This is a genomic window from Candidatus Pantoea bituminis (assembly GCF_018842675.1).
Classification (GTDB): domain Bacteria; phylum Pseudomonadota; class Gammaproteobacteria; order Enterobacterales; family Enterobacteriaceae; genus Pantoea; species Pantoea phytostimulans.
The window spans coordinates 1,403,869-1,429,434 of record NZ_JAGTWO010000004.1; the positions used below are offsets into that span (position 1 = coordinate 1,403,869).

The 25,566-nt window shown below is 53.8% G+C and carries 12 protein-coding genes, 1 tRNA gene and 6 pseudogenes; 15 read left to right on the forward strand and 4 right to left on the reverse strand.

The features are described from left to right. Positions 1-337: 337 nt before the first annotated feature. Entirely contained in the window at positions 338-1,459 is a 1,122-nt protein-coding gene (locus KQP84_RS10345) for a Gfo/Idh/MocA family protein (protein WP_215846440.1), read from the forward strand. A 53-nt stretch (positions 1,460-1,512) separates the two neighbouring features. Here the strand turns inward: KQP84_RS10345 and KQP84_RS10350 are convergent, their stop codons facing one another. From KQP84_RS10350 to KQP84_RS10365, 4 genes and pseudogenes are all read right to left on the reverse strand, one after another. Then, positions 1,513-2,343 (reverse strand): glycosyltransferase family 8 protein, encoded by an 831-nt coding sequence (locus KQP84_RS10350; protein ID WP_215846441.1) that lies wholly within the window; start codon positions 2,341-2,343, stop codon positions 1,513-1,515. A gap of 17 nt (positions 2,344-2,360) precedes the next feature. Continuing rightward, entirely contained in the window at positions 2,361-3,743 is a 1,383-nt protein-coding gene (locus KQP84_RS10355; RefSeq protein WP_215846443.1) for a D-arabinono-1,4-lactone oxidase, read from the reverse strand. A 75-nt stretch (positions 3,744-3,818) separates the two neighbouring features. Continuing rightward, positions 3,819-4,456, reverse strand: a pseudogene (locus KQP84_RS10360) (TetR/AcrR family transcriptional regulator). A 191-nt stretch (positions 4,457-4,647) separates the two neighbouring features. Next, positions 4,648-4,723 (reverse strand) — tRNA-Asn (locus tag KQP84_RS10365). Between the two features lie 506 nt (positions 4,724-5,229). On the opposite strand from KQP84_RS10365, the gene KQP84_RS10370 reads away from it, so the two are divergent. From KQP84_RS10370 to KQP84_RS10435, 14 genes and pseudogenes are all read left to right on the forward strand, one after another. Continuing rightward, on the forward strand, positions 5,230-6,153 hold the full coding sequence (locus tag KQP84_RS10370; RefSeq protein WP_215846445.1) for a sugar ABC transporter substrate-binding protein: 924 nt from the start codon (positions 5,230-5,232) through the stop codon (positions 6,151-6,153). Positions 6,154-6,185: 32 nt separating this feature from the next. Next, positions 6,186-7,669 (forward strand): annotated as a pseudogene (locus tag KQP84_RS10375) (sugar ABC transporter ATP-binding protein). Positions 7,670-7,692: 23 nt separating this feature from the next. After that, positions 7,693-8,717: pseudogene (locus tag KQP84_RS10380) on the forward strand (ABC transporter permease). 788 nt (positions 8,718-9,505) lie between these two features. Then, positions 9,506-10,423 (forward strand): nitrogen assimilation transcriptional regulator NAC, encoded by a 918-nt coding sequence (gene nac / locus KQP84_RS10385; protein WP_215848252.1) that lies wholly within the window; start codon positions 9,506-9,508, stop codon positions 10,421-10,423. Positions 10,424-11,745: 1,322 nt separating this feature from the next. Next, on the forward strand, positions 11,746-12,705 hold the full coding sequence (cbl, locus tag KQP84_RS10390; RefSeq protein ID WP_215846447.1) for an HTH-type transcriptional regulator Cbl: 960 nt from the start codon (positions 11,746-11,748) through the stop codon (positions 12,703-12,705). A gap of 152 nt (positions 12,706-12,857) precedes the next feature. After that, positions 12,858-14,314 (forward strand): annotated as a pseudogene (locus tag KQP84_RS10395) (NAD-dependent succinate-semialdehyde dehydrogenase). A gap of 895 nt (positions 14,315-15,209) precedes the next feature. Further along, positions 15,210-16,679, forward strand: a complete 1,470-nt coding sequence (locus KQP84_RS10400) for an aldehyde dehydrogenase family protein (protein WP_215846449.1) — start codon at positions 15,210-15,212, stop codon at positions 16,677-16,679. Between the two features lie 31 nt (positions 16,680-16,710). Next, complete coding sequence (locus tag KQP84_RS10405) at positions 16,711-17,379, forward strand: haloacid dehalogenase type II (RefSeq protein WP_215846451.1); 669 nt, start codon at positions 16,711-16,713, stop codon at positions 17,377-17,379. A gap of 10 nt (positions 17,380-17,389) precedes the next feature. Continuing rightward, positions 17,390-18,665 (forward strand): annotated as a pseudogene (locus KQP84_RS10410) (NAD(P)/FAD-dependent oxidoreductase). 167 nt (positions 18,666-18,832) lie between these two features. After that, positions 18,833-20,437: an ABC transporter substrate-binding protein gene (locus tag KQP84_RS10415; RefSeq protein WP_215846453.1), complete on the forward strand. Its 1,605-nt coding sequence runs from the start codon at positions 18,833-18,835 to the stop codon at positions 20,435-20,437. 34 nt (positions 20,438-20,471) lie between these two features. Beyond that, a pseudogene (locus KQP84_RS10420) lies at positions 20,472-21,424 on the forward strand (ABC transporter permease). Then, the gene (locus KQP84_RS10425) at positions 21,424-22,275 is read left to right on the forward strand and encodes an ABC transporter permease (protein ID WP_215846454.1); all 852 of its coding nucleotides are present in this window, start codon (positions 21,424-21,426) and stop codon (positions 22,273-22,275) included. Before KQP84_RS10420 ends, KQP84_RS10425 begins: the two are co-directional and overlap by 1 nt. Continuing rightward, complete coding sequence (locus KQP84_RS10430; protein ID WP_215846456.1) at positions 22,272-23,936, forward strand: ABC transporter ATP-binding protein; 1,665 nt, start codon at positions 22,272-22,274, stop codon at positions 23,934-23,936. Before KQP84_RS10425 ends, KQP84_RS10430 begins: the two co-directional genes overlap by 4 nt. Before the next feature lie 291 nt (positions 23,937-24,227). Further along, positions 24,228-25,559, forward strand: a complete 1,332-nt coding sequence (locus KQP84_RS10435; protein ID WP_215846458.1) for an NAD(P)/FAD-dependent oxidoreductase — start codon at positions 24,228-24,230, stop codon at positions 25,557-25,559. Positions 25,560-25,566 lie beyond the last annotated feature (7 nt).

Below are 25,566 nucleotides of genomic sequence, written 5' to 3' on the forward strand. Positions count from 1 at the left end.
ACCCCATGTTCTTGTCAAAGCTCTTTTTCACAAAATTGTCTGACTGCTGAAATATACGCCAATCACGCCTTTTGCCAGTAAAAATCGGCCTGATCTGCATCGTCTAAAAAATGCCTGCCTGTGAAATGAAATTTCTGGAACACTTCCATTTTAGCCGTATTTTATGAGGTGATTGTGAGGTGTTAAGAAGAGACTTAATGCTTGTCAGCATGCAGTTTAAGTGGTTCTCACCGATAGTTTTTTATCATCATCACATTTATTTCATTTCTACTTTGAAAAGCTTCTAAATGAAATTTACATTCCGCTTTAATCTCATATTGAACCGGCGGAGTAAAAAATGAATAAAGTCAGAATCGGCATGATTGGCAGTGGCTATATTGGGCGTTGTCACGCTATTGCCTACGCGCAAGCACCCACGGTTTTTGCCCTTAAAGGCGAAATTGTGCGTGAAATGCTGGCAGAAGTGAACGCAGATTTAGCCGCAAAACAGGCTGCCACCTTTGGCTTTAGCCGCTCCACTGGCGACTGGCGCGAGCTGGTACGCGATCCCAACATTGATGTTGTCGATATCTGCGCACCAAACTTCCTGCATAAAGAGATGGCGCTGGAAGCGATTCGTCACGGCAAACATGTTTACTCAGAAAAGCCGCTCTCCCTGACGGTTGCGGATGCTGAAGAGATGGTGGCGGCGGCCAACGCGGCGGGCGTGAAAACGCTGGTGGGCTTCAACTACATGAAAAACCCCACCAGCCAGCTGGCGAAAGAGATTATTGCGCGCGGCGAAATCGGTGAAGTGGTGCATTTTTACGGTACGCACAACGAAGATTATCTGGCTAAACCAGAAACCCCACTCGACTGGCATTGCCAAAAAGCGCTGGCAGGATTAGGCGCGCTGGGCGATCTGGCGGCGCACATCGTCAACATGGCGCACTATTTGGTGGGCGATATTGCTGAAGTGAGCGGCGATATGATGACGGTGATTAAATCGCGCCCTAATCCTAAAGATCTCAGCCAGCATGTGGCGGTTGAAAATGAAGATCAGGCCAGTGCACTGCTGCGATTTAACAATGGTGCGCACGGCGTAATTGAAACCTCACGCATCGCCTGCGGCAGCAAAATGGGGCTAACTTATGTAGTCACCGGTACCAAGGGAACGCTGCGTTATACCCAGGAACGCATGGCCGAAATTGAGCTTTATCTTCACGATGATCCCGCGGGACGTCAGGGATTTAAGACGATTTTAACCGGCCCGGCGCATCCCGATTATGCCAATTTTTGTATTTCGGCGGGCCACGGCATCGGTTTTAACGATCAGAAGACGGTAGAGATCCGCGACTTAATCAACGGTATCGCGGCGGGCGACAAAATGTGGCCTGATTTCGCTGAAGGCTTACAGGTGCAGAAAGTATTGGAAGCGATTGCGGTCTCTGCTATGGAACGTAAATGGATGCCGGTGTGAGATTTAGGTAGAGAGTAAATAGCCTGCCTCCACAAGGGAAGGCAGGCTGCACATTAACGTTCGGCGCTTTTTTCCCACCAGAGTTTATCCAGCGCGTAATACCGGTCACGCTCGATTTCCGGCTGATCCAAATCGCGGTTCCACGGCTTAGCCAGAATGTAGTGCAGATTCTTCACTTCATCACCTTGCCACATTTGGCTGTGCTGAAACGGCAGTGTTTTCAGTGCGTTGTAGATATAAGGCAGCACCAGCCAACGTCCTTCAAACACCTCATTCAACAAATCTTGCTCAGAGAAGGCGTAAGCACTCAAATCATCGATAGCGGCGATGCGCTGCTCCAGCGCTTCAAACACCGCGTTATCAGGCTTAAGTACCAGAAAACCGCCGTTGAGATAATTGTCGAGCTCGGCGGGTGCCGGCTCACCGCGATCCTGCCAGGTATAATGACACGCTTCCGGCTGCCAGCTGGCGGGGTAAGAGGCAATTTTATTGGGATTACAGCGGCAAGCGTGACACGCCGCCAGCTGATTATCACCGAGATCCAGCGTAAACAGCTCATCCATGTTTTGCAGTACCAGCATGTCGGCGTCTAAAAACACCACGCGCTCACACTCGGTGAGCTGCCAGGCACGCAGTTTGGTCCAGACTTCACCAAACTGGGCGGATGCGTAGTGCTGATCCAGGTCATCACGCGGATAGAGCGGGTCAACATGGTGAATAACGCAGCCCTGGGCCTGCAAATCTTCGCGATCGGCCAAGGGGATCGCATCGGTGGTCATCACCACCAGCGGCCAGCGTGTTTCGCTCTGTTTCAGCGAGCGGTGCAGCGCTTTCACGCCGACTAAATAATCGGGTTGAGTCAACAACGTTACCCAAGCAAACATGATTTTCCCCGTTTAATTCAATCAAAAAGTGTATTGATGTAGTCGTTACTGAAGCGAAGCTGTGGATCGAGCTGACGGCGCAAGGCACGGAACTCATCCCATTTAGGGTAGATTTCTCGCCACGTGTAGCGCTGGTCATCGTAGTATTTACCCCAATGCGGACGGCCGCCTTCTTCGACCAGCAGTTTTTCTATTTCTGTCAAAAAATGCAGCCCATCCTGCGAAAGTGAACCATCATCGGCGTAATAAACCACAAAGCCAAAATAGCAGGTAGGGCGCTGGTAAGAAGGGCTTAGCCAGGCGGATGACGCGCCGGTACAGCGCAAAATAATGGGATAATGCATGTGCGGACGATTTTCTGCATACCAGCTTTTGATCTTGCTGATGATCGCGGGCGTGTTTTCCAGCGGGACGCCAATTTCCACATTGATTTGCGGCACCGCAATGCCACGGCAAAATAACTGATAGATGTCGCCCGTCACATCGGTAAAGTCACGGAAACGGGTCACGGTGCGGAACTGCTTACCGCCTTTACCGTGAATCTGCGTATCGCGATGCATGTGTGCCAGGGTTTGGTCGATGGTGTCATTCAGGCTGTCGTCACCGGTATTCGCGTGCTCTACAACCTGACGATGGTTCTGCTCATAGCGCTGACATTCAGCGTCACTGGCTTCGTGAGCATTCCAGACATGCATCAAGTTGTCATCGACAAACCACCAGGCTTTGCTCAGCGGATATTCGTCGTTCCAACGCGGTAAATCTTGTTCAAGGTTATCGGCGCTAACGGCAAATTTATGGCAGGTAAAAATGCGGAACGGCTCAGTGCGCAACGTCACGGCGGTGATAATGCCCAGTGCACCCAGCGTGACCTGTGCGGCGGCAAAATCATCATCGCCACGGTCAAATTCACGCAGCGAGCCATCGGCGAGCACCATGCGAATGCGCAGCGCTTCATCCGCCAATGAACTTTGCTGTAATCCCTGACCGTGCGTGCCGGTAGCCATCGCACCCGCCAGCGTCTGCACTGCAATGACGCCAGGTGACGATCCCAGCATCCGATCCATTTCCGTCAGTGTGCGATAAACCTGTTGCAGCGGCGTAGACGCGCCAAAAGTAACACTGTTTTCATCGCTGGCGATCAGGCCGGAAAGGGCACTGAGATCCAGCAGTAAATCGTTCTCGCCCACATGTAGCATTCGGCCAGGCGAAAGTTTGCTGCCAACCACGCGTACCTGGCATTGTGACTGGCGAAGTAATTGCTGAAGTTCCGCTTCGTTTGCCGGACGTTTTACCTGCTGACGGCTGCCAACCTGAGCGTTTTGTGCCCAGTTCCACAGTGCGTCATCTTGTGGTTCAACATGAGTTTGGCGAAGCGGATAAAGGCGGGCGTCTCTGCTCACAACTGCATTCCTGTTTTAAGGTATTTGCGGGTTCGTCTATCAAGCGTAGACCATTACCCACGCGGGCTGGCTTTGCTAATCGTGCTTGCGGATGTATCGCAACGTTGCGGTCACCGCGAGGTGACGATTTCGTTGGATGCTCTCCTCTTCGTTGTTGTCCGGGCTGAACAACGCATTAAAGGTATAGCGATTTGATACGTGGTGGACGCAAATACTGCTGATCAGGCGATGCACATCGATGGTTTGCACCTCTTTAATGAACAGGCCTTGCTGCTGACCGCGCGTCAGGATGTCATCCAGCAGATCCAGCGCACTGCGATTAAGTTCTTTAATGCGTGCGGATTGGCTGATGTAGCGGCCACGCAGCAGGTTTTCGGTACAGACTAAACGCATAAAATCGGGATGCGAAACATGGTAATCAAAGCTGGCTTCGACCAGTTTAGTCATCGCGATTTCGGGTGACATGACGGCCAGATTCAGGCCCGTTTCATGCTGGCGAATTGCCTGATAAACCTGCTCAAGCACCTCAATATAAAGCTGCTCTTTAGTGCCAAAGTGATACACCACCATGCGTTTGGTGGTTTGCGCGTTCTCAGCGATCTGCTCCATGCGCGCACCCTGCATACCGAACTCAGCAAAGGTTTTTAATGCACCTGCGACAATGCGTTTTTTAGCCCTTCCGGGTCATTTTTTCGTTTTGTAATATCCGACATGGGGCTCAGTAACAGGAGTAATGAAAGGGATACTTTAACACAGCCGCGGCTTGATGCTTTTGGCAGCAGAGGCGACTGCGGTAATTCTGCCGGGAACCCGATGCCCGTTTGCTCGCGTCGAAACCGCGAAAACACCGTGCGATGGAAAGCAAAAAGCCCGCTCAGGTTTCCCTGAGCGGGCTTTTCAAATTTGGCTCCTCTGACTGGACTCGAACCAGTGACATACGGATTAACAGTCCGCCGTTCTACCGACTGAACTACAGAGGAATCGTTTGAACGGGGCGAATATTAACGACGCTGCTGCGGGTTGTCAAAGCCCTCTTTGTCTTATTGCGTTCAAGTGCTCGTAAAAGCAGCGGATTGCCGCATTTTTATGGCATTCGCCTGCTTTTCAATCTGCCAACGAGATCTCACTTTAAGCGCATTTCTCTGTAGATGTTAGAGGCGTGTCAAAGTTTTGTTATTTGACGATGTTAAAACAATCATTTCAGTGCTTTTATGATAAAAATTTCAAAACGCCAATATATGGAACAAACGAACTGCTTACGGTCACGGAGGAAATTAAGTGAAAAAAGTGAAACGCGATTTTGAAATTAAATGTTTTGAGATCAAGAGATTGTGAAAAGGAGTTATCGGTCACAAAAAAGCGTTAAACCGAAAGTCTTACCTTAACAAACTGATAAAAAACGCCAGCAGTGTTGAATGAATGTAAAAGATATTTTTCATTCGCGGTGTCAACTCACTGAGCAAGTTAACAATAAAGAAGGGTTCCTATGAACATTAAAAAAACGATCGTTGCTTCACTGTTAGCCTGCATGTTGCCCGCCGCCGCAATGGCAAAAGATATTCAAGTTGGCGTCTCTATGGCGCTGTTCGATGACAACTTTCTGACCATTGTGCGCACCTCAATTCAGAAAGAGATGCAGAAAGATGGCGTAAAAGGTCAGATCGAAGATGCCAAAGGCGATGTGGCGCAGCAACTTCAGCAGGTGCAGAACTTTATCGGTCAAGGCGTCGACGCCATCATCGTGAACCCGGTGGATACCAATGCGGTAAAACCGATTCTGGATCAGGCCAAAAAAGCAGGCGTGGCGCTGGTGTTTGTTAACCGTCGTCCTCAGGCTGATCTCACAGACAAGATGGCCTATGTTGGTTCCGATTCTGAGCTGGCCGGGCGTTTGCAGATGGAAGCATTGGCTAAATCCATGAACGGGAAAGGCAATATTGCCATTTTATTGGGCGATTTAGCCAATGAGTCAACCCGTGAACGTACCAAAGGGGTTGAAGCGGTAGTGGCGAAATATCCCGGCATCAAAATCATCCAAAAACAGACGGCGAAGTTTACCCGCAATGATGCGGTTGACGTTGTCAGCAACTGGATGACAGCAGGTGATGACATTCAGGCCATTGCCGCCAATAACGATGAAATGGCGATCGGTGCGCTACAGGCGCTGGGCAAAAACGACAATCACATTTTAGTGGCGGGCGTAGATGGTACGCCAGATGCGTTGCAGATGATCAAGAACGGCAAAATGGTCGCCAGCGTATTCCAGGATGCCAAAGGTCAGGGTGAAGGCGCGGTGCAAACGGCGATAAAACTGGTTAATGGCGAGAAAGTGCAGAAAGTGGTCGATATCCCGTTCCAGCTGATCACCAAAGAGAACTACACCAAATACACCAGCATGAACCAGAAATAGTCGTTCCCGACTTAGCCGTACGGAGGTGATGTATGACCGCTTTTGCGCTTGAAGCCGAAGGTATCAGCAAATTTTTCCCGGGAGTCAAAGCACTCGACAACGTCTCGCTGCGCGTGCGTTCGGGAACGGTGCATGCCTTGATGGGCGAAAATGGCGCGGGCAAATCCACTTTAATGAAGTGCCTTATCGGGATGTACCGTCCCGATATGGGTACCATCCGCATTAAAGGGGAGCCGGTGCAGTTTCAGGACACGATGGACGCGTTGCGTTCCGGCATTTCGATGATTCACCAAGAGTTGAATCTGGTGCCGTACATGACAGTCGCTGAGAACATCTGGCTGGGACGTGAGCCGATGAGGCTTGGCTTCGTCGATCACGGCAAGCTTAACCAGATAACTCAAGAGCTGTTAAACAGACTGAATATTCGGTTGAAAGCCGATCGGATGGTAGGCGATCTCAGTATTGCGTCGCAGCAAATGGTCGAAATTGCCAAAGCGGTGTCATGGAATTCAGACGTCGTGATCATGGACGAACCCACCTCCGCGCTGACGGAAACCGAAGTTGCCCATCTGTTTACCATTATTCGCGACCTGCGTGAGCAGGGCAAAGCCATCATCTATATCAGCCATAAGATGGATGAGATATTCGCGATTACTGACGAAGTCAGTATTTTCCGTGATGGCAGCTGGATTGGCAGCAACCAAACCTCGGCGTTTACACGTCAGTCGCTGATCACCCAAATGGTAGGGCGTGAACTGACCCAGCTCTTCCCGAAATTCAACAATGCCATCGGCGAAGATGTGCTGACGGTGCGTAATCTCACCTGCAAAGATCGCTTCACCGACATCAATTTTACGCTGCGTAAAGGGAAATCCTCGGTGTTGCGGGACTGGTTGGCGCAGGGCGCAGCGAGGTGATGGAAAGTCTGTTTGGTATGGAGAGTTTTGACAGCGGCGAAGTGCTGATTGATGGCGTGCCGGTGAATATCGATTCACCCTCGACAGCGATTGAGAAAGGCATGGCGTTTCTGACAGAGGATCGTAAAAAGTCCGGGCTGTTTCTGGTGTTGTCGGTGATGGAGAACATGAGCATCGTCAACATCCCGGAATACAGCGGCAAAAGCGGCTTTGTCAGTCACGTGAAGATGGCGCAGGACTGCATGGAGCAGATTCGTCGTCTTAACATCAAAACGCCAACCATGGATCAGATCATCAATAACCTCAGCGGCGGTAATCAGCAGAAAGTGTTGATTGCGCGCTGGCTGCTGGCTCAACCCAAGATTTTGATTCTGGACGAACCGACGCGCGGTATTGACGTCGGGGCGAAAGCTGAAATCTATCGCTTGATCAGTGAACTGGCGAATCGTGGCGTGGCAATCATCATGGTGTCGTCTGAACTGCCGGAAATCCTCGGCATGAGCGACCGCGTGATGGTTATGCACGGCGGACGTATAACCGGCATCCTCGATAAAGAAGACGCCGACCAGGAAACCATTCTGTCGTTGGCATCTGAGTGAGGCGTGAGAAAACTATGAGCAATATGAAAGTGACTGCCAATCCGGCATCCCAGCAGCAACCCTCTTTTTCACCAATCTGCGGCACAAGCTGCCCAGAGATACCGGCATCTTTATCGTCATGGTCGGTATCGCATTAATTTTTGAAATGGCCGGTTGGTACGTACGCGACCAATCGTTCCTGATGAACACTAACCGTTTGATTTTGATTCTGCTGCAGGTTGCGATCATCGGCATTATCGCGGTTGGCGTGACACAAGTTATTATTACCACCGGCATCGACTTGTCCTCCGGCTCGGTCATTGCCCTGACAGCCGTGGTGGCAGCGAGTCTTGCGCAAACGTCTGATAGTCTTTCACCGATGTTCCCGTCGCTGGTGAATATGCCTGCGGCAATACCGATTGGTGCCGGGATTGGGGTCGGATTACTGTGCGGCCTGGTCAACGGCGTATTGATTACCCGCACCGGCATCCCACCGTTCATTGCCACGCTGGGCATGATGGTTTCCGCGCGCGGCTTGGCGCAGTATTACACGCAGGGTAATCCGATCAGTTTCCTCTCCGACAGCTTTACTTCAATCGGTCAGGGCGCAATGCCGGTGATTATCTTTTTGGTGGTGGCTTTCCTGTTCCATATCGCACTTAAGCATACGCGCTACGGAAAATATGTTTATGCCATCGGCGGTAACATGACCTCGGCGAAAGTCTCCGGTATCAACGTGAACAAATATTTGATCATCGTTTATACCATCGCGGGCGCACTTTCTGGCCTGGCAGGCGTGGTGCTGGCGGCTCGCGTCAGCAGCGGACAGTCAAGCATGGGCATGGCCTACGAACTGGATGCGATTGCGGCAGCGGTCATCGGCGGCAGCAGCTTAATGGGCGGCGTCGGCCGCATTACCGGTACGCTGATTGGCGCGGTGATCCTCGGGTTGATAAAAAGCGGATTCACCTTCATTGGCGTGGATGCTTATATTCAGGACATCATCAAAGGCATCATCATCGTCGCGGCTGTCTCCATAGATATGCATCGTAACCGTAAAAAACGCTGATACGCTGCCGCATGCGGGTAAATAGCTGCCACATGCGGTTAATGAGCGGGCATATTGCAGCGTCTTCCTCCCCCATTTATGGGGGAGGATTGAGGCGGGGACAAACGACTTCCTCTGCGCGCTGTCCCCCATCCCGGCCTTCCCCCGCGACGCGGGGAAGGAGACGCTGCCACATGCTGGTACAGAGCGGGCATATTGCAGCGTCTTCCTCCCCCATTTATGGGGGAGGATTGAGGTGGGGGACAAACGACCTCCTCTGCGCGATGTCCCCCATCCCGGCCTTCCCCGCAACGCGGGGAAGGAGACGCTGCCACATGCAGGTACAGAGCGGGCATATTGCAGCGTCTTCCTCCCCCATGTATGGGGGAGGACTGAGGTGGGGGACAAACGACGCCTAACCTCGCGATCATAAGATTAACCACTGATAACGTTTACATCATATTAACTTCTGGATATCTGTTAAGGCAGTCTCTACGCCTCTTTGATGCGCCCTCTTGGATCGAACTGCACTAAAAGTGTACGACCAGCCATCACTTTTTTGCACATCTGACTCGCAACTTCTGCACCATATCAGTGCGCGCCCCTAAGTTATTTGATGCCATCACTCATGCTTTGTGCTTATTAACCCGTAAGAGGTAATTAGAAACGCTTATTTTCCGGGCCGTTAGGATAACTCTGGCTTTTCTAAGACACCTTATGTTGCAACCTGGCCTGCATATTGCAATTTCCTTCACTACAAAGTGGCTGGCTCGACCAGCTAACTATTCGGGGAAGGTGACGGAGGCATGATGAATTTAAGACGACTGAAGTACTTTGTTAAAATCGTCGATATCGGCAGTCTGACTCAGGCAGCAGAAGTGCTGCATATTGCACAGCCTGCGCTCAGCCAGCAGGTCGCTACGCTGGAGAATGAACTGGATCAACAATTGCTGATCCGTACTAAGCGCGGCGTAACGCCAACCGAAGCCGGTAAAATTCTCTATGCTCACGCACGCACTATTCTGCGTCAGTGTGAGCAGGCACAAACAGCCGTGATCAACGCCGGACAAGCGTTGAATGGCCAAGTCTCGATTGGCCTTGCGCCCGGCACAGCGGCCTCTACGCTGACCATGCCATTGCTGCAAACGGTTCGCGAACAATTTCCAGATGTGCTGGTGTATCTGCACGAAAACAGCGGCAGTTCACTCAATGAAAAAGTGATGAACGGTCAGCTCGATATGGCAGTGTTGTACGATCGTGCGCCGACGGCCGGTATTAACAGCATCCCATTAATGAAAGAAGAGCTTTATCTGGTGGGTGCGACTGATTGTCCTGGCAGCACCGTGGATCTGGCGGATGTCGCGCAGATGAGCCTGTTTTTGCCACGTGATTACAGTGCAGTGCGCAAACGCGTTGACGAAGCGTTCTCACTGCGTCGTCTGAGCGCGCGCATTATCGGTGAGATTGAATCTATTTCCACACTGACTGCCGCCGTGGCCAGCGGCATGGGCGTTACCGTGTTACCCGAATCCGCCGCGCGTTCGCTAGTGGGTTCAACCAATGCCTGGATGGCGCGCATCAACAGCCCATCGCTGAATCTGCCGCTGTCGCTAAACGTCTCCGCACGTTTGCCGCTGTCTCCTTCGGCGCAAGCAGTAAAAAATATTCTATTGTCGTTATTGAATAAGCCGCTGACAGAAGAGCGCGAGCTGATGCTAGTGAGCTGATTTGTCGGTTTGCGGACCGACCAGCCGCTGGTGGTGAATGCCCAGTGTGGGTATGTCACGCTTGCAGCGGGCCAAGGTCAGTGCACGGAGTGCGGATTTTGCTTGCAGCGGATTTGCACTGAGAAAATTCCGCCCGCCAGGCGCTGGGGAGTTTCATCTGCTCCGGGCAGGCGGACGTGTTAAGGGGCTTACGCCAGCCCCTTAACAATCCCGGCGTCCGGCAGACTCCGCGCCACGCTTCGCGCGGTTCCCTCGTCACTCACCCGGCCTGACGGACCGGCTGGACTCGCCGTCCTGGCTCGACCCAGCCTCTTCGCGGCATCCCTGCCGCTCGCCCTGGCCTCCGTTCTTTCCTCAGCGCACCGTATGCCTCCGGCACACCACCGCCTGCCACTTCCTTTTTCTTTCTTACATAAATCTTCGTCTGAAACTCCGATGCGCCAAAAATAAACTCAAATCTCAAATCTCAAATCTCAAATCTCAAATCTCAAAACTCAAAACTCAGTTCATAAATTTAAAGCCCAAAGCAGGACGGCAGAAATTCAGTCATCGAAGACGCGAGAACGCGGAATGGGTTTATGAGATTCACAGCAGTGCAAAACATAAAAGAAAAGGTGCCGCTGTTGCCGCGGGGTTTGCCAGAGGCCATTTCACTCGCCGAGAGAATGAGGGATTTCAGGGCGAGCGGCAGGGATGCCGCGATGAGGACGGGGTGAGCCAGGATGGCGAATCCGTCCGGTCCGTCAGAAATGAAATTCAGTCATCGAAGACGCGAGAACGCGGAATGGGTTTATGAGATTCACAGCAGTGCAAAACATAAAAGAAAAGGTGCCGCTGTTGCCGCGGGGTTTGCCAGAGGCCATTTCACTCGCCGAGAGAATGAGGGATTTCAGGACGAGCGGCAGGGATGCCGCGAAGAGGACGGGGTGAGCCAGGGATGGCGAATCCGTCCGGTCCGTCAGAAATCGTGAAAAAACGAGGGAACCGCGAAGCGGCGAGGGGGCTGGCCGGAAGCGCGGGTCAAGGGTTGCCGCTCAGCAACCCTTGTCGGTCGCCCGCAGAGAGGAAATGAAACTGCCGGCTGGCGGGCGAACGAAAAAGCCTCCGTGCCCGGTTCGCGCCCCCAACCCAGTCGCCCGGTTCGGCGCTTTGAACTCAGGCGCCGGTTCGCGCCCCGAACCTTTAAACCATCGCGCCCGGTTCGCACCCCAACCCCTCCACTTATTCCCTAAAGTCATATAAGAATCTTTTTTATTATTTGTTGTTATCAATAATAGTTCTTACCATCTGAAGAACAGGTTTCGTAAAGGGAGGTAAATATCGTGAATTTCCAGCAACTTAAAATCATTCGTGAAGCGGCCCGCTGTGAGTTTAACTTAACGGAAGTTGCGAATACGCTGTTTACTTCCCAGTCGGGAGTGAGTCGCCATATACGCGATCTGGAAGATGAGCTCGGTGTAGAAATTTTCATCCGTCGCGGTAAGCGTCTGTTGGGGATGACTGAGCCGGGCAAAGCGCTGCTCACCATTGCCGAACGCATTCTTGATGAGGCGGGCAAAGTGCGGCGTCTCGCCGATGTCTTTACCAACGAAACCAGCGGTATTCTCACCATCGCCACTACCCATACTCAGGCGCGTTACAGCCTGCCGCGTGTGATCAAGGCGTTCCGTCAGCTCTATCCCAACGTGCGCCTGGAGTTAAACCAAGGTTCGCCGCAGGAGATCGTCACCATGTTGCTGGCAGGCGAAGCGGATATCGGTATCGCCAGTGAACAGCTGGTGAATAATTCTAGCCTGGCCGCCTTTCCATGGTTCAGCTGGCATCACGCCTTGTTGGTGCCGAAAGAACACGAACTGGTGCAGCAGCAGCCGGTTTCACTCAGTAAACTCAGCCAGTATCCACTGATCACCTATCGTCAGGGCATAACAGGCCGTTCGCGGGTTGACCGCGCATTCCAGGGCGCGGGCTTACGGCCTGATATCGTGCTGAGTGCGCAGGACTCCGACGTAGTAAAAACCTATGTAAAACTCGGTCTTGGCGTCGGTATTCTCGCTGATCAAGCCTGTGAGCTGGATGAGGGTGAAGATCTGGTACGTCTGGATGCAACGCATCTGTTTGAAGCCAGCACCGTGTGGCTCGGTCTGAAGCGCGGCCAGCTCCAGCGCAATTACGTCTGGCAGTTCCTGGAGTTGTGTAATGCCAATCTGTCGCTGGAAGAGATCAAGCGTCAAGCGCTCTCTTACACCAGCGATGAAGAACCGGTACTCGATTTCCAAATTTAAGCAAAAGCGCCCGGCAAGGCTGGGCGCGTTCCACGGCATAAAATTTTTTTCCGCAGTGAAAACTCCCTGAACTTCCTTTCTCATCCCGTAGAAAAACATCCTGCGCTGACGCGACGCGATAAAGTGAAATAAAACCATCACGAGGGGATGTTATGTCGCGGATACAACTTAAAGATGGCGATCTGCTGCGCCAGCAGGCGCTGTTTGGCGGACGCTGGCAAGACGCACATCAGGGCGAAACGCTGCCGGTCATTGATCCAGCCACCGGTGAAACCATTGCCACCATACCGGCGTTAGGCCGGGAAGAAACCGAACAAGCTATTGCCCATGCCGATGCAGTACGCATCAGCTGGGAAAAACGCCCAATGCTGCTCGCGCAGCGCTGCTGGAAAAATGGCATCAGCTGATTGTTGATAACGCGGATGACCTGGCAATCATCATGACCGCTGAGCAGGGCAAACCGCTGGCGGAAGCCAAAGGCGAAGTACTGTATGGTGCCAGCTTCGTGAAATGGTTTGCCGAAGAGGCGCGCCGCATTTATGGCGATACGATTCCTTCTCCCAGCGACGATCGCCGCATTCTGGTATTGAAACAGCCGGTTGGGGTGGCAGCCGCCATCACGCCGTGGAATTTCCCTATCGCCATGATCACCCGCAAAGTCGCTCCGGCTCTGGCGGCGGGCTGCCCAATTATTGTGAAACCTTCAGAGCTGACACCGCTTTCTGCGCTGGCCTTGGCGGTTCTGGCAGAGCGCGCAGGCTTTCCCTCCGGCGTATTGCAAGTTGTCACTGGTTTGCCCACCGAGATTGGTGCGGCGTTAACCGAAAGTCGCACTGTACGCAAAATCTCCTTTACCGGTTCCACCCGCGTGGGTCAGTTATTGATGCAGCAAAGCGCCGACAGCATCAAACGCCTTAGCCTGGAATTAGGCGGTAATGCGCCATTGATTGTGTTTGATGACGCCGATATCGACATCGCCGTAGCAGGCGTCATGGTGAGTAAATTCCGCAATGCGGGGCAAACCTGCGTCTGTGCTAACCGCATCCTGGTGCAACGTGGCATCTATGAACATTTCTCAGCGCGTCTGTTGGAAGCGGTAGCAACCTTAAAAGTGGGCGACGGTTTCACGCCAGGCAGCACCATCGGGCCGCTGATCAACGAGCGTGCGGTTGAAAAAGTTAACAGCCATATCGACGATGCCCTCAGTCAGGGCGCGACATTGCTCACAGGCGGAATCAGCAAGGGCAACGGAACCTATGTCCAGCCGACGGTATTAGGTGATGTCACGAACAAAATGCGTATAGCTCATGAAGAAACCTTCGGCCCAGTGGCACCGCTGTTTATTTTTGATGATGAAGAACAGGCGATTGCCATGGCGAACGATACGCCATATGGCCTTGGCGCCTATTTCTTCACGGAAAATATTCGTCGCGCCTGGCGTGTCGCCGAGTCACTGGAATTTGGTATGGTCGGATTCAACACCGGTGCTATTTCATTAGAGGTTGCGCCCTTTGGCGGGGTGAAATTATCAGGAATAGGCCGCGAAGGTTCACGCTACGGAATAGATGAGTATCTGGAACAGAAGACCTTCCATATCGGTAGCCTCTGATATCCCCTTCATACTTCAGGCTGCAGGTGCGTTGGCTGCACGCGTTCGCCCCGGTCACATACTTATGTATGCTCCCGGGGACTTACGCGCTTGCCGCCTTCCTGCAACCTGAATTATTTAGGGGATACACAGCGTTAATTTTCTAATTAAAACTGCCGGTGCGTTGGTTGCATGCCTATCTTCGACCTCAGTTATGTAGAGGATGTAGCGTTATTCTTATACTTAAAGCTGCCGGTGCAATGGTTGCATGCCTGTCTTCGAACTGAATTATTTAGGGGATACACAGCGTTAATTTCCTAATTAAAACTGCCGGTGCGTTGGTTGCATGCCTATCTTCGACCTCAGTTATGTAGAGGATGTAGCGTTATTCTTATACTTAAAACTGCCGGTGCAATGGTTGCCTGCCTGTCTTCGAACTGAATTATTTAGGGGATACACAGCGTTAATTTCCTAATTAAAACAGCCGGTGCGTTGGTTACACACCTTTCTTCGACCTGAATTATTTAGGGAATACGTGAAGGTATTCACATAATTTAAAAATTAGTATTAGCAAGTAACTAATTAAAAAGCGCCTGCAATTAATAATATGGGCATTTTTATGTTGTGAGCTGCATCCAGTTTTACGCGTCCTCTCCCTTTTAGTGCAAGTTTCGTGCATGGCGCACCAAAGCGATGCAAATATTTTGTGAAGTAAATCATCTGTTTAAATGTTCGGCAATTCCGCAAATTTTGCTGCTGTAATACGGCAGAAAATTTTTTTGCGCTGTTTTAAACGCATTTTTATTTTTTTCGTGGCTGGCATACTTTCTGCATTAGCTTATTAACACTGAATATAAGTCGCGATGAAAAGCTAATTAATCAGCGAGTGATGGGTGTAACAAATAAGGATTCTTCCATGTTAAGTTTCGACCCTGAAAAAGTCTCTCTTCCTGTTGGTCATTATATTGATGGCCAACATGCTCAGACACAAGGCGCGCCGTTTGCGGTCAAGCGGCCTTCCGATGGCAAAGTCTTTGCCACGATCAATGAAGCCCAGCCGGATGATGTTGATCGCGCAGTGAATAGTGCGCACCAGGCACTGAAAACCAGCGGCTGGTCGAGCTGTTCACCGCGTGAACGTGGTCGCGTATTACGTCGCTGGGCCGATCTCATCGAGCAAGACAGCTTATTAGCGCAACTTGAATCGCTGGGTTCAACCCGTCCAATCAGTGATGTGGTGCAGCACGAAATTCCGTTCACTGCAGAAGCCATTCGTTTCTACGCCGAATGTGCAGACAAATACAGCGGTGACCTGTTTCCTACCCGTGAAAGCAGCCTCGGCATGCTGATCCCTGAACCTTATGGCGTGATTGGTGCCATTACGCCATGGAATTTCCCATTGTCGATGGCGTCATGGAAATGCGGCCCGGCGCTGGCAGCAGGAAATGCTGTGGTGCTGAAGCCTTCAGAACTGACGCCATTTTCAACCGTGCGCATGGCTGAGCTGGCAGTGCAAGCAGGATTACCCGCTGGCGTGCTGAACATTGTGCAGGGCAGCGGCGCGGTGACTGGCAGTGCCTTGGTAAAACATCCGCTGGTGCGCAAAGTTTCGTTCACCGGTTCAACGTTAACCGGCGCCCGCATCATGAGTGATGCTGCGCAGTTTGGCATGAAGCCGGTCACGCTGGAGTTGGGCGGTAAAAGCCCGCAGCTGGTGTTTGATGATGCGGGCGATATTGATCAGCTGGCGCAACGTATTCTTCGGGGCTTCACCGCTAACGGCGGACAAGCCTGCGTCGCGGGCACCCGCTTGATTGTACAGCGAGGCATTGCCGATCCGCTGGTTGAACGTTTAGCCGCGCTGTGCCGCGAAGTTCAGCCTGGCGTAACCTGGAACGATCAAAGCCGCTATGCGCCACTGATCGACGAACGCCAAGGCAACAAAGTCTGTTCGGTTATCGAGGCAGCAAAAGCGCAGGGCGCAGAAGTGTTGGTGGGCGGTGAACGTTTTGCTAACACAGACGGCGGCTGGTTTTGGCAGCCCACCTTGCTTAGCGGCGTGGCGCAGGATAATCCCGCCGTGCAGCAGGAAATTTTTGGCCCGGTGTTGACGGTGCAAACCTTTGACGACGAAGAGCAAGGTTTAGCACTGGCAGCGCATGAGATTTATGGTCTGTGCGCTGGGGTTCACACCATGAGTTTACCGCGCGCGCTGCGTGCGATGCGCGCCATTGAAGCGGGCACCGTGTGGATCAATCGCTACGGCCGTTCTGGCGACTTCATTATTCCAACCGGCGGGTTTATCGGATCGGGCATCGGCAAAGATTTAGGCCGTCAGGCGTTTCAGGCCTGCCAACGCCAGAAAAGCGTACTCATCGATTTTTAAACTGAACATCTGACAATGACGAGGTTGTTTCATGGCACTGTTTAAACCTAAATACATCACTTTTGACTGTTACGGCACGCTGATCTTCTTTGATATGGCCGGTGCCGCAGAACGCTGTTTCTCTGAGCGCGTAGCGCCAGAAGCGATGAGCGCATTTACCACCGATTTCGCCCGTTATCGCATGGATGAAGTGCTAGGCGCGTGGAAGCCTTATTACGACGTAGTGAGCAACGCTCTGCAGCGCACCTGCAAAAAATGGGGCGTGCGCTGGGATAAAGCTGACAGCGACTTCATCTATACCGATTGCGCCACCTGGGGCCCGCATCCAGATGTGCCCGCCGGGCTGGCTAAAGTGGCAAAAGAGTTCCCGCTGGTGCTGCTGACCAACTCCATGAATGACCTGATTCCGCATCATGTTCCGCGTCTCGGTGCGCCAATTCACATGACCATCACCGCAGAAGAAGTGGGCGCTTACAAGCCACAGATGAAAGGCTTCGAATACATGCTGGAGAAGCTCGATTGCCGACCAGACGAAATTTTGCACGTCTCTTCCAGCCTGCGATATGACCTGATGACCGCGCACGATCTCGGCATTACCAACAAAGTCTGGGTGGACCGTGGGCATGAGCCCGCCAATCCGGCTTACGGCTACACCGAAATCAAAGACATTGGCGGCCTGCCTGGCGTCGTCGGACTCTAAGGACCACGTAATGAAACTCGAATCGTTCTGGCAAGCCACCGCCCCGCTTTTACCGGCGCGGCCAAAGAATCACTGCCTTCACAGGCTGATGTCGTGGTAATCGGCGGCGGGTTTACCGGCATCTCGGCGGCGCTCAATCTGGCACGCAGCGGCGTCAGCGTGGTGGTGCTGGAAAGCGGCGAGGTAATGAGCCAAGCCTCAGGGCGTAACGGTGGGCACTGTAATACTGGCGTAGCGCAGAATTTCGCTTCGCTGGTGGCGAGCCAGGGCGTAGAACAGGCCAGCCGCTTCTATCGTGCTTACGACGAAGCGGTGAGCTATGTCGAGCAGCTCACGCATGAAGAACAGATCGATTGCGATTTTCGCTTGTGCGGCAAAATCAAACTGGCGAGTAAAGCGTCCCATTTCGCCGGTCTACGCGAAGCCTGGGAATTGATGCGCCGCACCGTTGATCCAGAGATTGAACTGCTCGGCAAAGAGGAGATTCATCGCGAAGTGGGCAGCAACGATTTCCACGGCGGCTTGTTGCAAAAGCGCGGCGGACAGATGCACATGGGCAAGTTTGGTGTGGGGTTGGCGAATGCGGCTGCACGCCACGGCGCAAAAATTTATCCGCATCATGCAGTGACCGGGCTGGAGCGCCTCGACGGCTATCGCCATCGCGTGCAAACCGCTCAGGGTGAAATCGTTGCCGACAAAGTGTTGATGGCAACCGGCTGCTCAACGGAAGGGCCATTTCCCTGGTTCCAGCGCCGCATCGTGCCGGTGGGCAGTTTCATCGTGGTAACGGAAGTATTAGGCGACGAACTGCTGCGTCAGGTCTTGCCGCAGGATCGCACGTATGTCACCTCAATGAACCTCGGTAACTATTTCCGCACCACCGCCGACCGTCGCTTGGTGTTTGGTGGCCGGGCACGCTTTGCTGTCAGTAACCCTACCTCCGATTCACGCAGTGGAGAGATCCTGCGTAATGCGTTCGCCACGCTGTTTCCGCCGTTGAGCAAGGCTCGCGTGGCGTATTGCTGGGGCGGCATGGTGGACATGACCGCCGATCGCCTGCCACGCGCCGGTGAACAGGATGGCCTGTTTTATTCACTCGGTTACAGCGGTCACGGCACGCAGATGTCAGTGTGGATGGGGCGCGTAATGGCCGACTTGCTGGCTGAAAAAACCAATCAGAATCCCTGGCAACGCGAGACGTGGCCTGCCTTGCCTGGTTATCACGGCAAGCCATGGTTTTGCCGCTCGCCGGGCTGTATTACAAGGCCAAGGACCGGCTCTCCTGATTTCCCGTCCTGTTTCAGGCTGCAGGGGCGTTGGCTGCATGTGCTCATCCGAATCACTTATTTCAGTAAGCGTATTGGGATGTGCCTGATTGCCGCCTTCCTGTAACCAGGAACCGTGAGGGGATCGATTATTGAACGCTTATTGAATGCTTATTGAGGGTCTACAGATGGGTAAATTTGATAAAGATTCTGGCGCAGTAAATCCGGCACTGACGCGGATGATCACGGAAGGATCACTGTCCCGCCGCAGTTTAATGAAGTTGTTGTCGGCAGGCGCCGCAATGAGCAGTGGTCTGATGGGTTTTCCACAAGTGGGCTTTGCTGCTGAGAACCCTGTGAAGGGCGGCAAGTTGCGCGCGGCGATGTCAAACGCCTCCGCCACCGACACGCTGGACCCAGCAAAAAGCAACAACAGCGGTGACTACACGCGTCAATATATGTTCTATAACGGCCTGACTGAGCTGGATAAAAACCTTGCCGCCAAACCGGCGCTGGCAGAATCGATTGAATCAACGGATGGCATTACCTGGCAGATCAAACTGCGCAAAGGCGTCACTTTCCACGACGGCAAGCCGCTCACCGCCAAAGATGTTATTTATTCGTTGAGCCGCCACAAAGATCCCGCCGTCGCATCAAATGCCTTTAAGCTGGCCGATCAGTTCAAAACCTTCACGGCAGTCAATGATAATGAAGTGCAACTGGTGTTAAGCAGCGCCAACTTCGACGTGCCCTACATGCTGGCTACGCCGCCGTTCCTGATCGTTCAGGATGGCACCAAAGATTTTACCAAAGGCATCGGTACTGGCCCGTATGTCTGTAAAGAGTTCTCGCCGGGCACCCGTTCGGTGGGAACGCGCAACCCCAATTATTTCAAACCCGGCTTGCCGCATCTGGATGAAGTTGAACTGCTGGGCGTGACCGATCAGGCCGCACGCGTCAACGGCATGATGTCGGGCGATTTGCACATCGTTTCAACGTTAAGTGCCGCCGATTGTAAACGCATCAAAGCCACCAGCGATTTTGGCGTGCTGGAGAGTAAATCCGGCATGTACACCAACCTGATTGTGCGCACGGATGTGAAGCCAGGCAGCAACGAAGATTTCGTGTTGGCGATGAAGTATCTGCAACCCCGCGAAATGCTGGTGAAAACCGTGCTGCAAGGTTATGGCGATGTCAGTAACGATACGCCGGTTCCGCCTTGGCATCCGCTCTACAACGCCGATCTCAAACCGCGTCCACTTGACCCAGAAAAAGCCAAATTCCATATCCAGAAAGCGGGCATGACCGGCGCGACGGTTGAGATTATCACCACGCCAAATATCGAAGGCTCGAACGAAGGCGGTCAGCTGATTCAGCAGATATCGCGTAACACCGGCATCAATTTCAAAGTGCGCCGCGTGCCTTACGACGGTTACTGGTCAACCCATTGGACCAAAGATCCGGTGGGCTACGGTTCCATCAACCCACGGCCCACGCTGGATATGCTGTTTTCGCAGTTCTACATGTCGAGTGCGCCCAACAATGAATCGGGCTGGAAGAATGATCAGTTCGATCAGCTGGTGGTGACTGCACGCGGCGAGCGCGATCAGGCCAAACGCAAACAGATGTATGGCGATATGCAGAAACTGATTTATGACCACTGCGGCACCATCATCCCAACGTTTATCAGCTCCACTGATGGTTACAGCAAGAAAGTGAAAGGTGTAGAAGCCTGGCCGTCGGGCATGATGATGGGCTATCGCTTCCACGAATTCGCCTGGCTCTCCGCTTAACCTGTTATCCGCTACCGTGAAAAGGAGTACGCCGATGAACCGATACATGATGTTCCTGATTGCCCGGCGTGTTGGCGCGGGCATCCTGACCTTACTGATCGTCTCGGCGGTGGTGTTTTTATCACCAGTATGCTGCCGGGTGATGCGGCGCAGATGATCCTTGGGCAAAACGCTACCACGGAAACGGTGGCGGCGTTGCGTCAGCAGTTGGGCTTGGATCAGCCGCTGCTGATGCGTTATTTCAGTTGGTTGGGTGGCATGATGCAGGGCGATTTTGGCACCTCATTTGCCAGCCATCTGCCGGTTTCACAATTAGTGGCGCAGCGCATTCCCGCCACCTTTGAACTGGCGGGGATCACCACGCTGATCTGCGTGCCGCTGGCGTTGATTATCGGCATTGTGGCGGCAATGAATCGGGGTTCAAGGCTGGACCGTGCTCTGGTGATTGGCACCATGGCAACGGTTGCGGTGCCCGAGTTTTTAGTCGCGACCGTGGCGGTGCTGATCTTTGCGGTGAAACTGCATTGGGTCTCTGCGATGTCGTTTGGCAGCCCGGATATGGATTTAATCAGTTATCTGAAATCCTACGCGCTGCCGGTGCTCACGCTGTGCTGCGTGCTGGTGGCGCAGATGGCCCGCATGACGCGAGCCGCCATTATCAACCAGCTCGACAGCCCCTATCTGGAAATGGCGCTGTTGAAAGGCGTCTCACCGCTGCGTGCAGTGCTGCGTCATGCGCTGCCCAATGCAGTTGGCCCAATTGCCAACGCCATATCGCTGAGTCTCTCCTACCTGTTTGGTGGCGTCATTATCATCGAGACCATTTTTAGCTATCCCGGTCTCGCCAGCCAACTGGTGGATGCGGTCAGCAACCGCGATCTGCCGGTGGTGCAACTCTGCGTGATGTTGTTCGCCGCCTCGTATCTGGTGCTGCTGCTGGCGGCAGACATTCTCACCATCGCCTTTAATCCGAAATGGAGAAGCTAATGAATACGCTGCTGCTTCCCTGGCGTTTCTTTCAGTCGTTGTCGATTTCAGGCCGACTGGGTTTGTTGATGTCCCTGTTTTGGCTGCTGATGGCGGTATTCGGTAATCAACTGGCACCGCACAACATTGATGATATCGGTGGCGGCCCGTTAATGGGCGGCGTAACCGCTGATAACGTGTTGGGCACCGATTATTTGGGCCGTGACATGTTGAGCCGCATTTTGTATGGCGCAAAATTCTCCATCGGCCTGGCGCTGAGCGCCGCATTGCTGGCGAGCGTGATCGGCACGTTGCTGGCGCTGCTGGCCGCGATGGCGGGACGCTGGCTGGAAGAGGTGCTGGGTCGCGTCAACGATGCACTGCTGGTGCTGCCGGGCAAAGTACTGTCGCTGATGATCGTCGCCGTGTTTGGTTCCTCGCTGCCGATGCTGATCCTTACAGCGGTATTCACGTACTGGCCGGGCGCATTCCGCATCGCGTTTGCCATGGCCAGCAGCTTGCGCAGCATGGATTACGTACGTGCTTCACGGCTGCGTGGCGAAAGCCGCTGGTATGTCGCGATCCACGACATTCTGCCCAATATGCTGCATCCGATGTTGACCGACTTTGGTTTGCGCTTTGTCTACATCGTATTGCTGCTGAGTGGTTTGAGCTTCCTCGGCCTTGGTGTGCAACCACCGTACGCCGACTGGGGCACCTTGGTACGCGAAAATATTCAGGGCCTGTTTGATGGTTCTCCTGCGGTGTTAATGCCTGCGTTAGCGATTGCCAGCCTGACCATTGGTGCCAACCTGTTCATCGACAGCTTACAAGCGATGCGCCCCATGACATTCGCGAAGGAGGGAGCATGAACGTGATGCCACATACGGCAATGCCGGTGATTTCAGTCGATAAACTGCGCGTGACGGCGCAGACCGACAGGGGTGAAGAGATCGATCTGGTTTCAGACATTCGCTTCACGGTGCAAAAGGGCGAAGTGCTGGCGCTGATTGGCGAGTCTGGCTCGGGTAAAACCACCATCGCAATGGCGTTAATGGGCTACGCTCGCAGCGGTTGCCGTATCGCCGAGGGCAATATTCACGTGGCCGGGACCGATGTGAACAGCCTGACGCCCGCGCAGCTGCGCGCGTTTCGCGGCAACAAAGTCTCTTACATTGCGCAAAGTGCGGCGGCCTCGTTCAATCCCGGCATGAAGATTCTTGATCAGGTGATTGAGCCCGTGGTGATTCACGGCACCATGACGCGCAAAGACGCCAAAGCCAAAGCGATTGGGCTGTTTCGCGAGCTGGCGTTGCCGAACCCTGAAACCATCGGCGACCGTTTTCCGCATCAGGTTTCTGGCGGACAGCTGCAACGTTTAATGACGGCAATGGCGCTGATTGGCGATCCTGACGTGGTGATCCTTGATGAACCCACCACCGCATTAGACGTCACTACGCAAGTTGAAGTACTGAAAGCGTTTCGCCGCGTAGTGGCACAGCGTGGCGTGACGGCAATTTATGTCAGCCACGATTTGGCGGTGGTCGCGCAAATGGCGGATCGCATTCTGGTGCTGCTGCGTGGACAAATTGCCGAATATGGCAGCACCGCACAGCTGATTGGCGCACCGCAGGCGGAATACACCCGCCTGTTGATGGATGCTGCTCAGCAGAAAGAGCGCCCAAGCAACTGGTGTCCGGTAGAAGCCGATATCCAGCCACTGATGGAAGTGCGCGATCTGTCGGCGGGTTACGGCCCGCGGGGTAGCGATGGTTATCCGAAAACCCGCATTCTTGAAGAGATCAATCTCAAGCTATGGAAAGGCCAGGCGATTGGCATCATCGGCGAATCGGGCTCCGGGAAAACCACGCTGGCCCACGCAATTGCCGGGCTAAACGCGCCGAGTCACGGCCACATTCTGTTTAACGGGCACTATATTTCGGGCGATATGCATAAGCGTCCCGATAACGAGCTGCGCCGCATTCAGTATGTGTTCCAGATGGCGGATACCGCGTTGAACCCGTCGCACAGTGTTGAACGTATTCTTTCGCGCCCGCTGACGCTGTTTCATGGCTTGAGCGGTGCGGCGCGCCAACAGCGTTTATATCAACTGCTGGATCTGGTGAAGCTGCCGCGCAGCGTGTTGTGGCGTCGCCCTTGGGCGCTGTCGGGCGGTCAAAAGCAACGCGTTAACCTGGCGCGTGCGCTGGCTGCAGAACCCGATTTGATTCTGTGTGATGAAGTGACCTCAGCGCTGGATACCGTGGTCGCTGCTGCCGTGCTGGATTTGATCAGCGAGCTGCGCCGCGAGCTGGGCTTGTCGGTACTGTTTATCAGCCACGATATGCACGCAGTACGCGCGGTATGTGATGAGATTGTGGTGATGAAAAGCGGCCGCATCGTGACGCAGCTGTCGCGTAATGATTATGACAAGCCAACCAGCGAGCTCTATTTCGAGCGCCTGAAACGCGCCGTGCCGGAGTTAAGGCAAGGTTGGTTGGATGAGCACGAAGAGATTTTGAAGGCGGAATAACGGAAGGGTGCTTTCACTGGCGGGTGCGCGCTGCCTTTAGAGGGTGCTGGCTGTCCCCCACCTCGGTCCTCCCCATTAATGGGGGAGGAAGATGCTGCTTTATGCCCGCTCAACACCCGCATGCGGCAGCGTCTCCTTCCCCGCCAGCGGGGAAGGCCGGGATGGGGGACAGCCAGCACAAACGAAGGCAGCCAGCACAAACGAAGGCAGCCAGCACAAACTAAGACAGCCAGCACAATTTATTCAGGGTGACTACACCCATCCAATAAGCAAAAAAGAGGTAGCAACGCTATGCCTGCACCGATTCGATATGTACAGGACAGTGCAAATTTCCCAGACGCCGCAGATGTGGTCGTCATCGGCGCCGGTATTGCCGGTTCAGCTGCCACGTGGGAACTGGCGAAACAGGGTTTAAAAGTGGTGTTAATCGAAAAAGGTTTGGTTGGGGCGGAGCAATCCAGCCGTAACTGGGGCTGGTGTCGCCAACAAAACCGCGACGAACGCGAATTACCGCTGATCATCCATTCGCTCCAGCGCTGGGGCGAACTTAACCAGGAAACGGGTGAAGAGCTGGGTTTCCGCCGCAGCGGGCTGGTTTACGCCACGCGCATCGAAACAGACATCGCCGCATGGGAAAAGTGGGGCCAGATGGCCAAAAACTACGGCGTGCGCAGTGACATGCTCAGCGCTGAACAGGCCAAAGCGATGACGCCCGGCAGCACCACTGCCTGGCTTGGCGGCGTTTCGTCACCCACCGACGGACACGCCGAACCGCGGCTGGCCGCGCCGGGATTGGTCATCGGTGCGCAGCGTCTCGGGGCAATGGTGTTTCAGCAATGCGCGGTGCGCGGGCTGGACATCTCCGCCGGGCGTGTCAGCGGCGTCTGGACCGAACGCGGCTTGATCAAAACCAATCGGGTCATCTGCGCAGCGGGTGCCTGGACTTCCATGTTCTGCCGTCGTCACGGCATCGACCTGCCGCTGGGCAATGTGATCGGCACCGCGTTCCGCACCCAACCGATTGAGCAAGCCATCGGCATGCCGCTTTACACGCCAGGTTTCGCCTGTCGTCCACAGCTGGATGGCAGCTACACGGTTTCGGTATCGGGACGCGGGCGTTTAGAGCCGGGTGCACAGGGGCTGCGCTATGCGCGTCAGTTCTATCCCACCTTCAAAAGTCGCCGCAAGAATCTCAAACTCAACCTCGGCTTTAAGCCGTTCTTTGACGGTCCGGAAGCGATGGGGCGCTGGGAATTTGATGCGCAATCGCCGTTTGAGCGAATGCGCATTCTTGATCCTGCCGCCGACGCGAACATTGTGCAGGAAGGGTTGAATGCGATGCGCAAAGAGTATCCGGCGCTGGCCAACCTCAAACTGGCACAGGCGTGGGGCGGCATGATCGACAGCACGCCAGACGCGATTCCGGTGATTTCAACCGTGGCAAAACTGCCGGGACTGGTGTTATCGGCAGGCTACAGCGCCCACGGATTTGGCATTGGGCCGGGCGCGGGTCGTCTTGCCGCCGATCTTGCCACCGAGTCCACGCCGATTGTTGATCCCACACCCTATCGTTACAGCCGTCTGGTTGATGGCAGCGGCTTAGAAACCCCGGGCATGATGTAAGGAGACA

What these genes read in the sequence shown, in the direction of transcription:
- KQP84_RS10405 (WP_215846451.1), top strand. Translation starts at nt 16,711, where the DNA reads ATGGCACTGTTTAAACCTAAATACATCACTTTTGACTGTTACGGCACG.
- KQP84_RS10345 (WP_215846440.1), top strand. Translation starts at nt 338, where the DNA reads ATGAATAAAGTCAGAATCGGCATGATTGGCAGTGGCTATATTGGGCGT.
- nac (WP_215848252.1), top strand. Translation starts at nt 9,506, where the DNA reads ATGAATTTAAGACGACTGAAGTACTTTGTTAAAATCGTCGATATCGGC.
- KQP84_RS10430 (WP_215846456.1), top strand. Translation starts at nt 22,272, where the DNA reads ATGAACGTGATGCCACATACGGCAATGCCGGTGATTTCAGTCGATAAA.
- KQP84_RS10400 (WP_215846449.1), top strand. Translation starts at nt 15,210, where the DNA reads ATGTTAAGTTTCGACCCTGAAAAAGTCTCTCTTCCTGTTGGTCATTAT.
- KQP84_RS10350 (WP_215846441.1), bottom strand. Translation starts at nt 2,343, where the DNA reads ATGTTTGCTTGGGTAACGTTGTTGACTCAACCCGATTATTTAGTCGGC.
- KQP84_RS10425 (WP_215846454.1), top strand. Translation starts at nt 21,424, where the DNA reads ATGAATACGCTGCTGCTTCCCTGGCGTTTCTTTCAGTCGTTGTCGATT.
- KQP84_RS10435 (WP_215846458.1), top strand. Translation starts at nt 24,228, where the DNA reads ATGCCTGCACCGATTCGATATGTACAGGACAGTGCAAATTTCCCAGAC.
- KQP84_RS10370 (WP_215846445.1), top strand. Translation starts at nt 5,230, where the DNA reads ATGAACATTAAAAAAACGATCGTTGCTTCACTGTTAGCCTGCATGTTG.
- KQP84_RS10415 (WP_215846453.1), top strand. Translation starts at nt 18,833, where the DNA reads ATGGGTAAATTTGATAAAGATTCTGGCGCAGTAAATCCGGCACTGACG.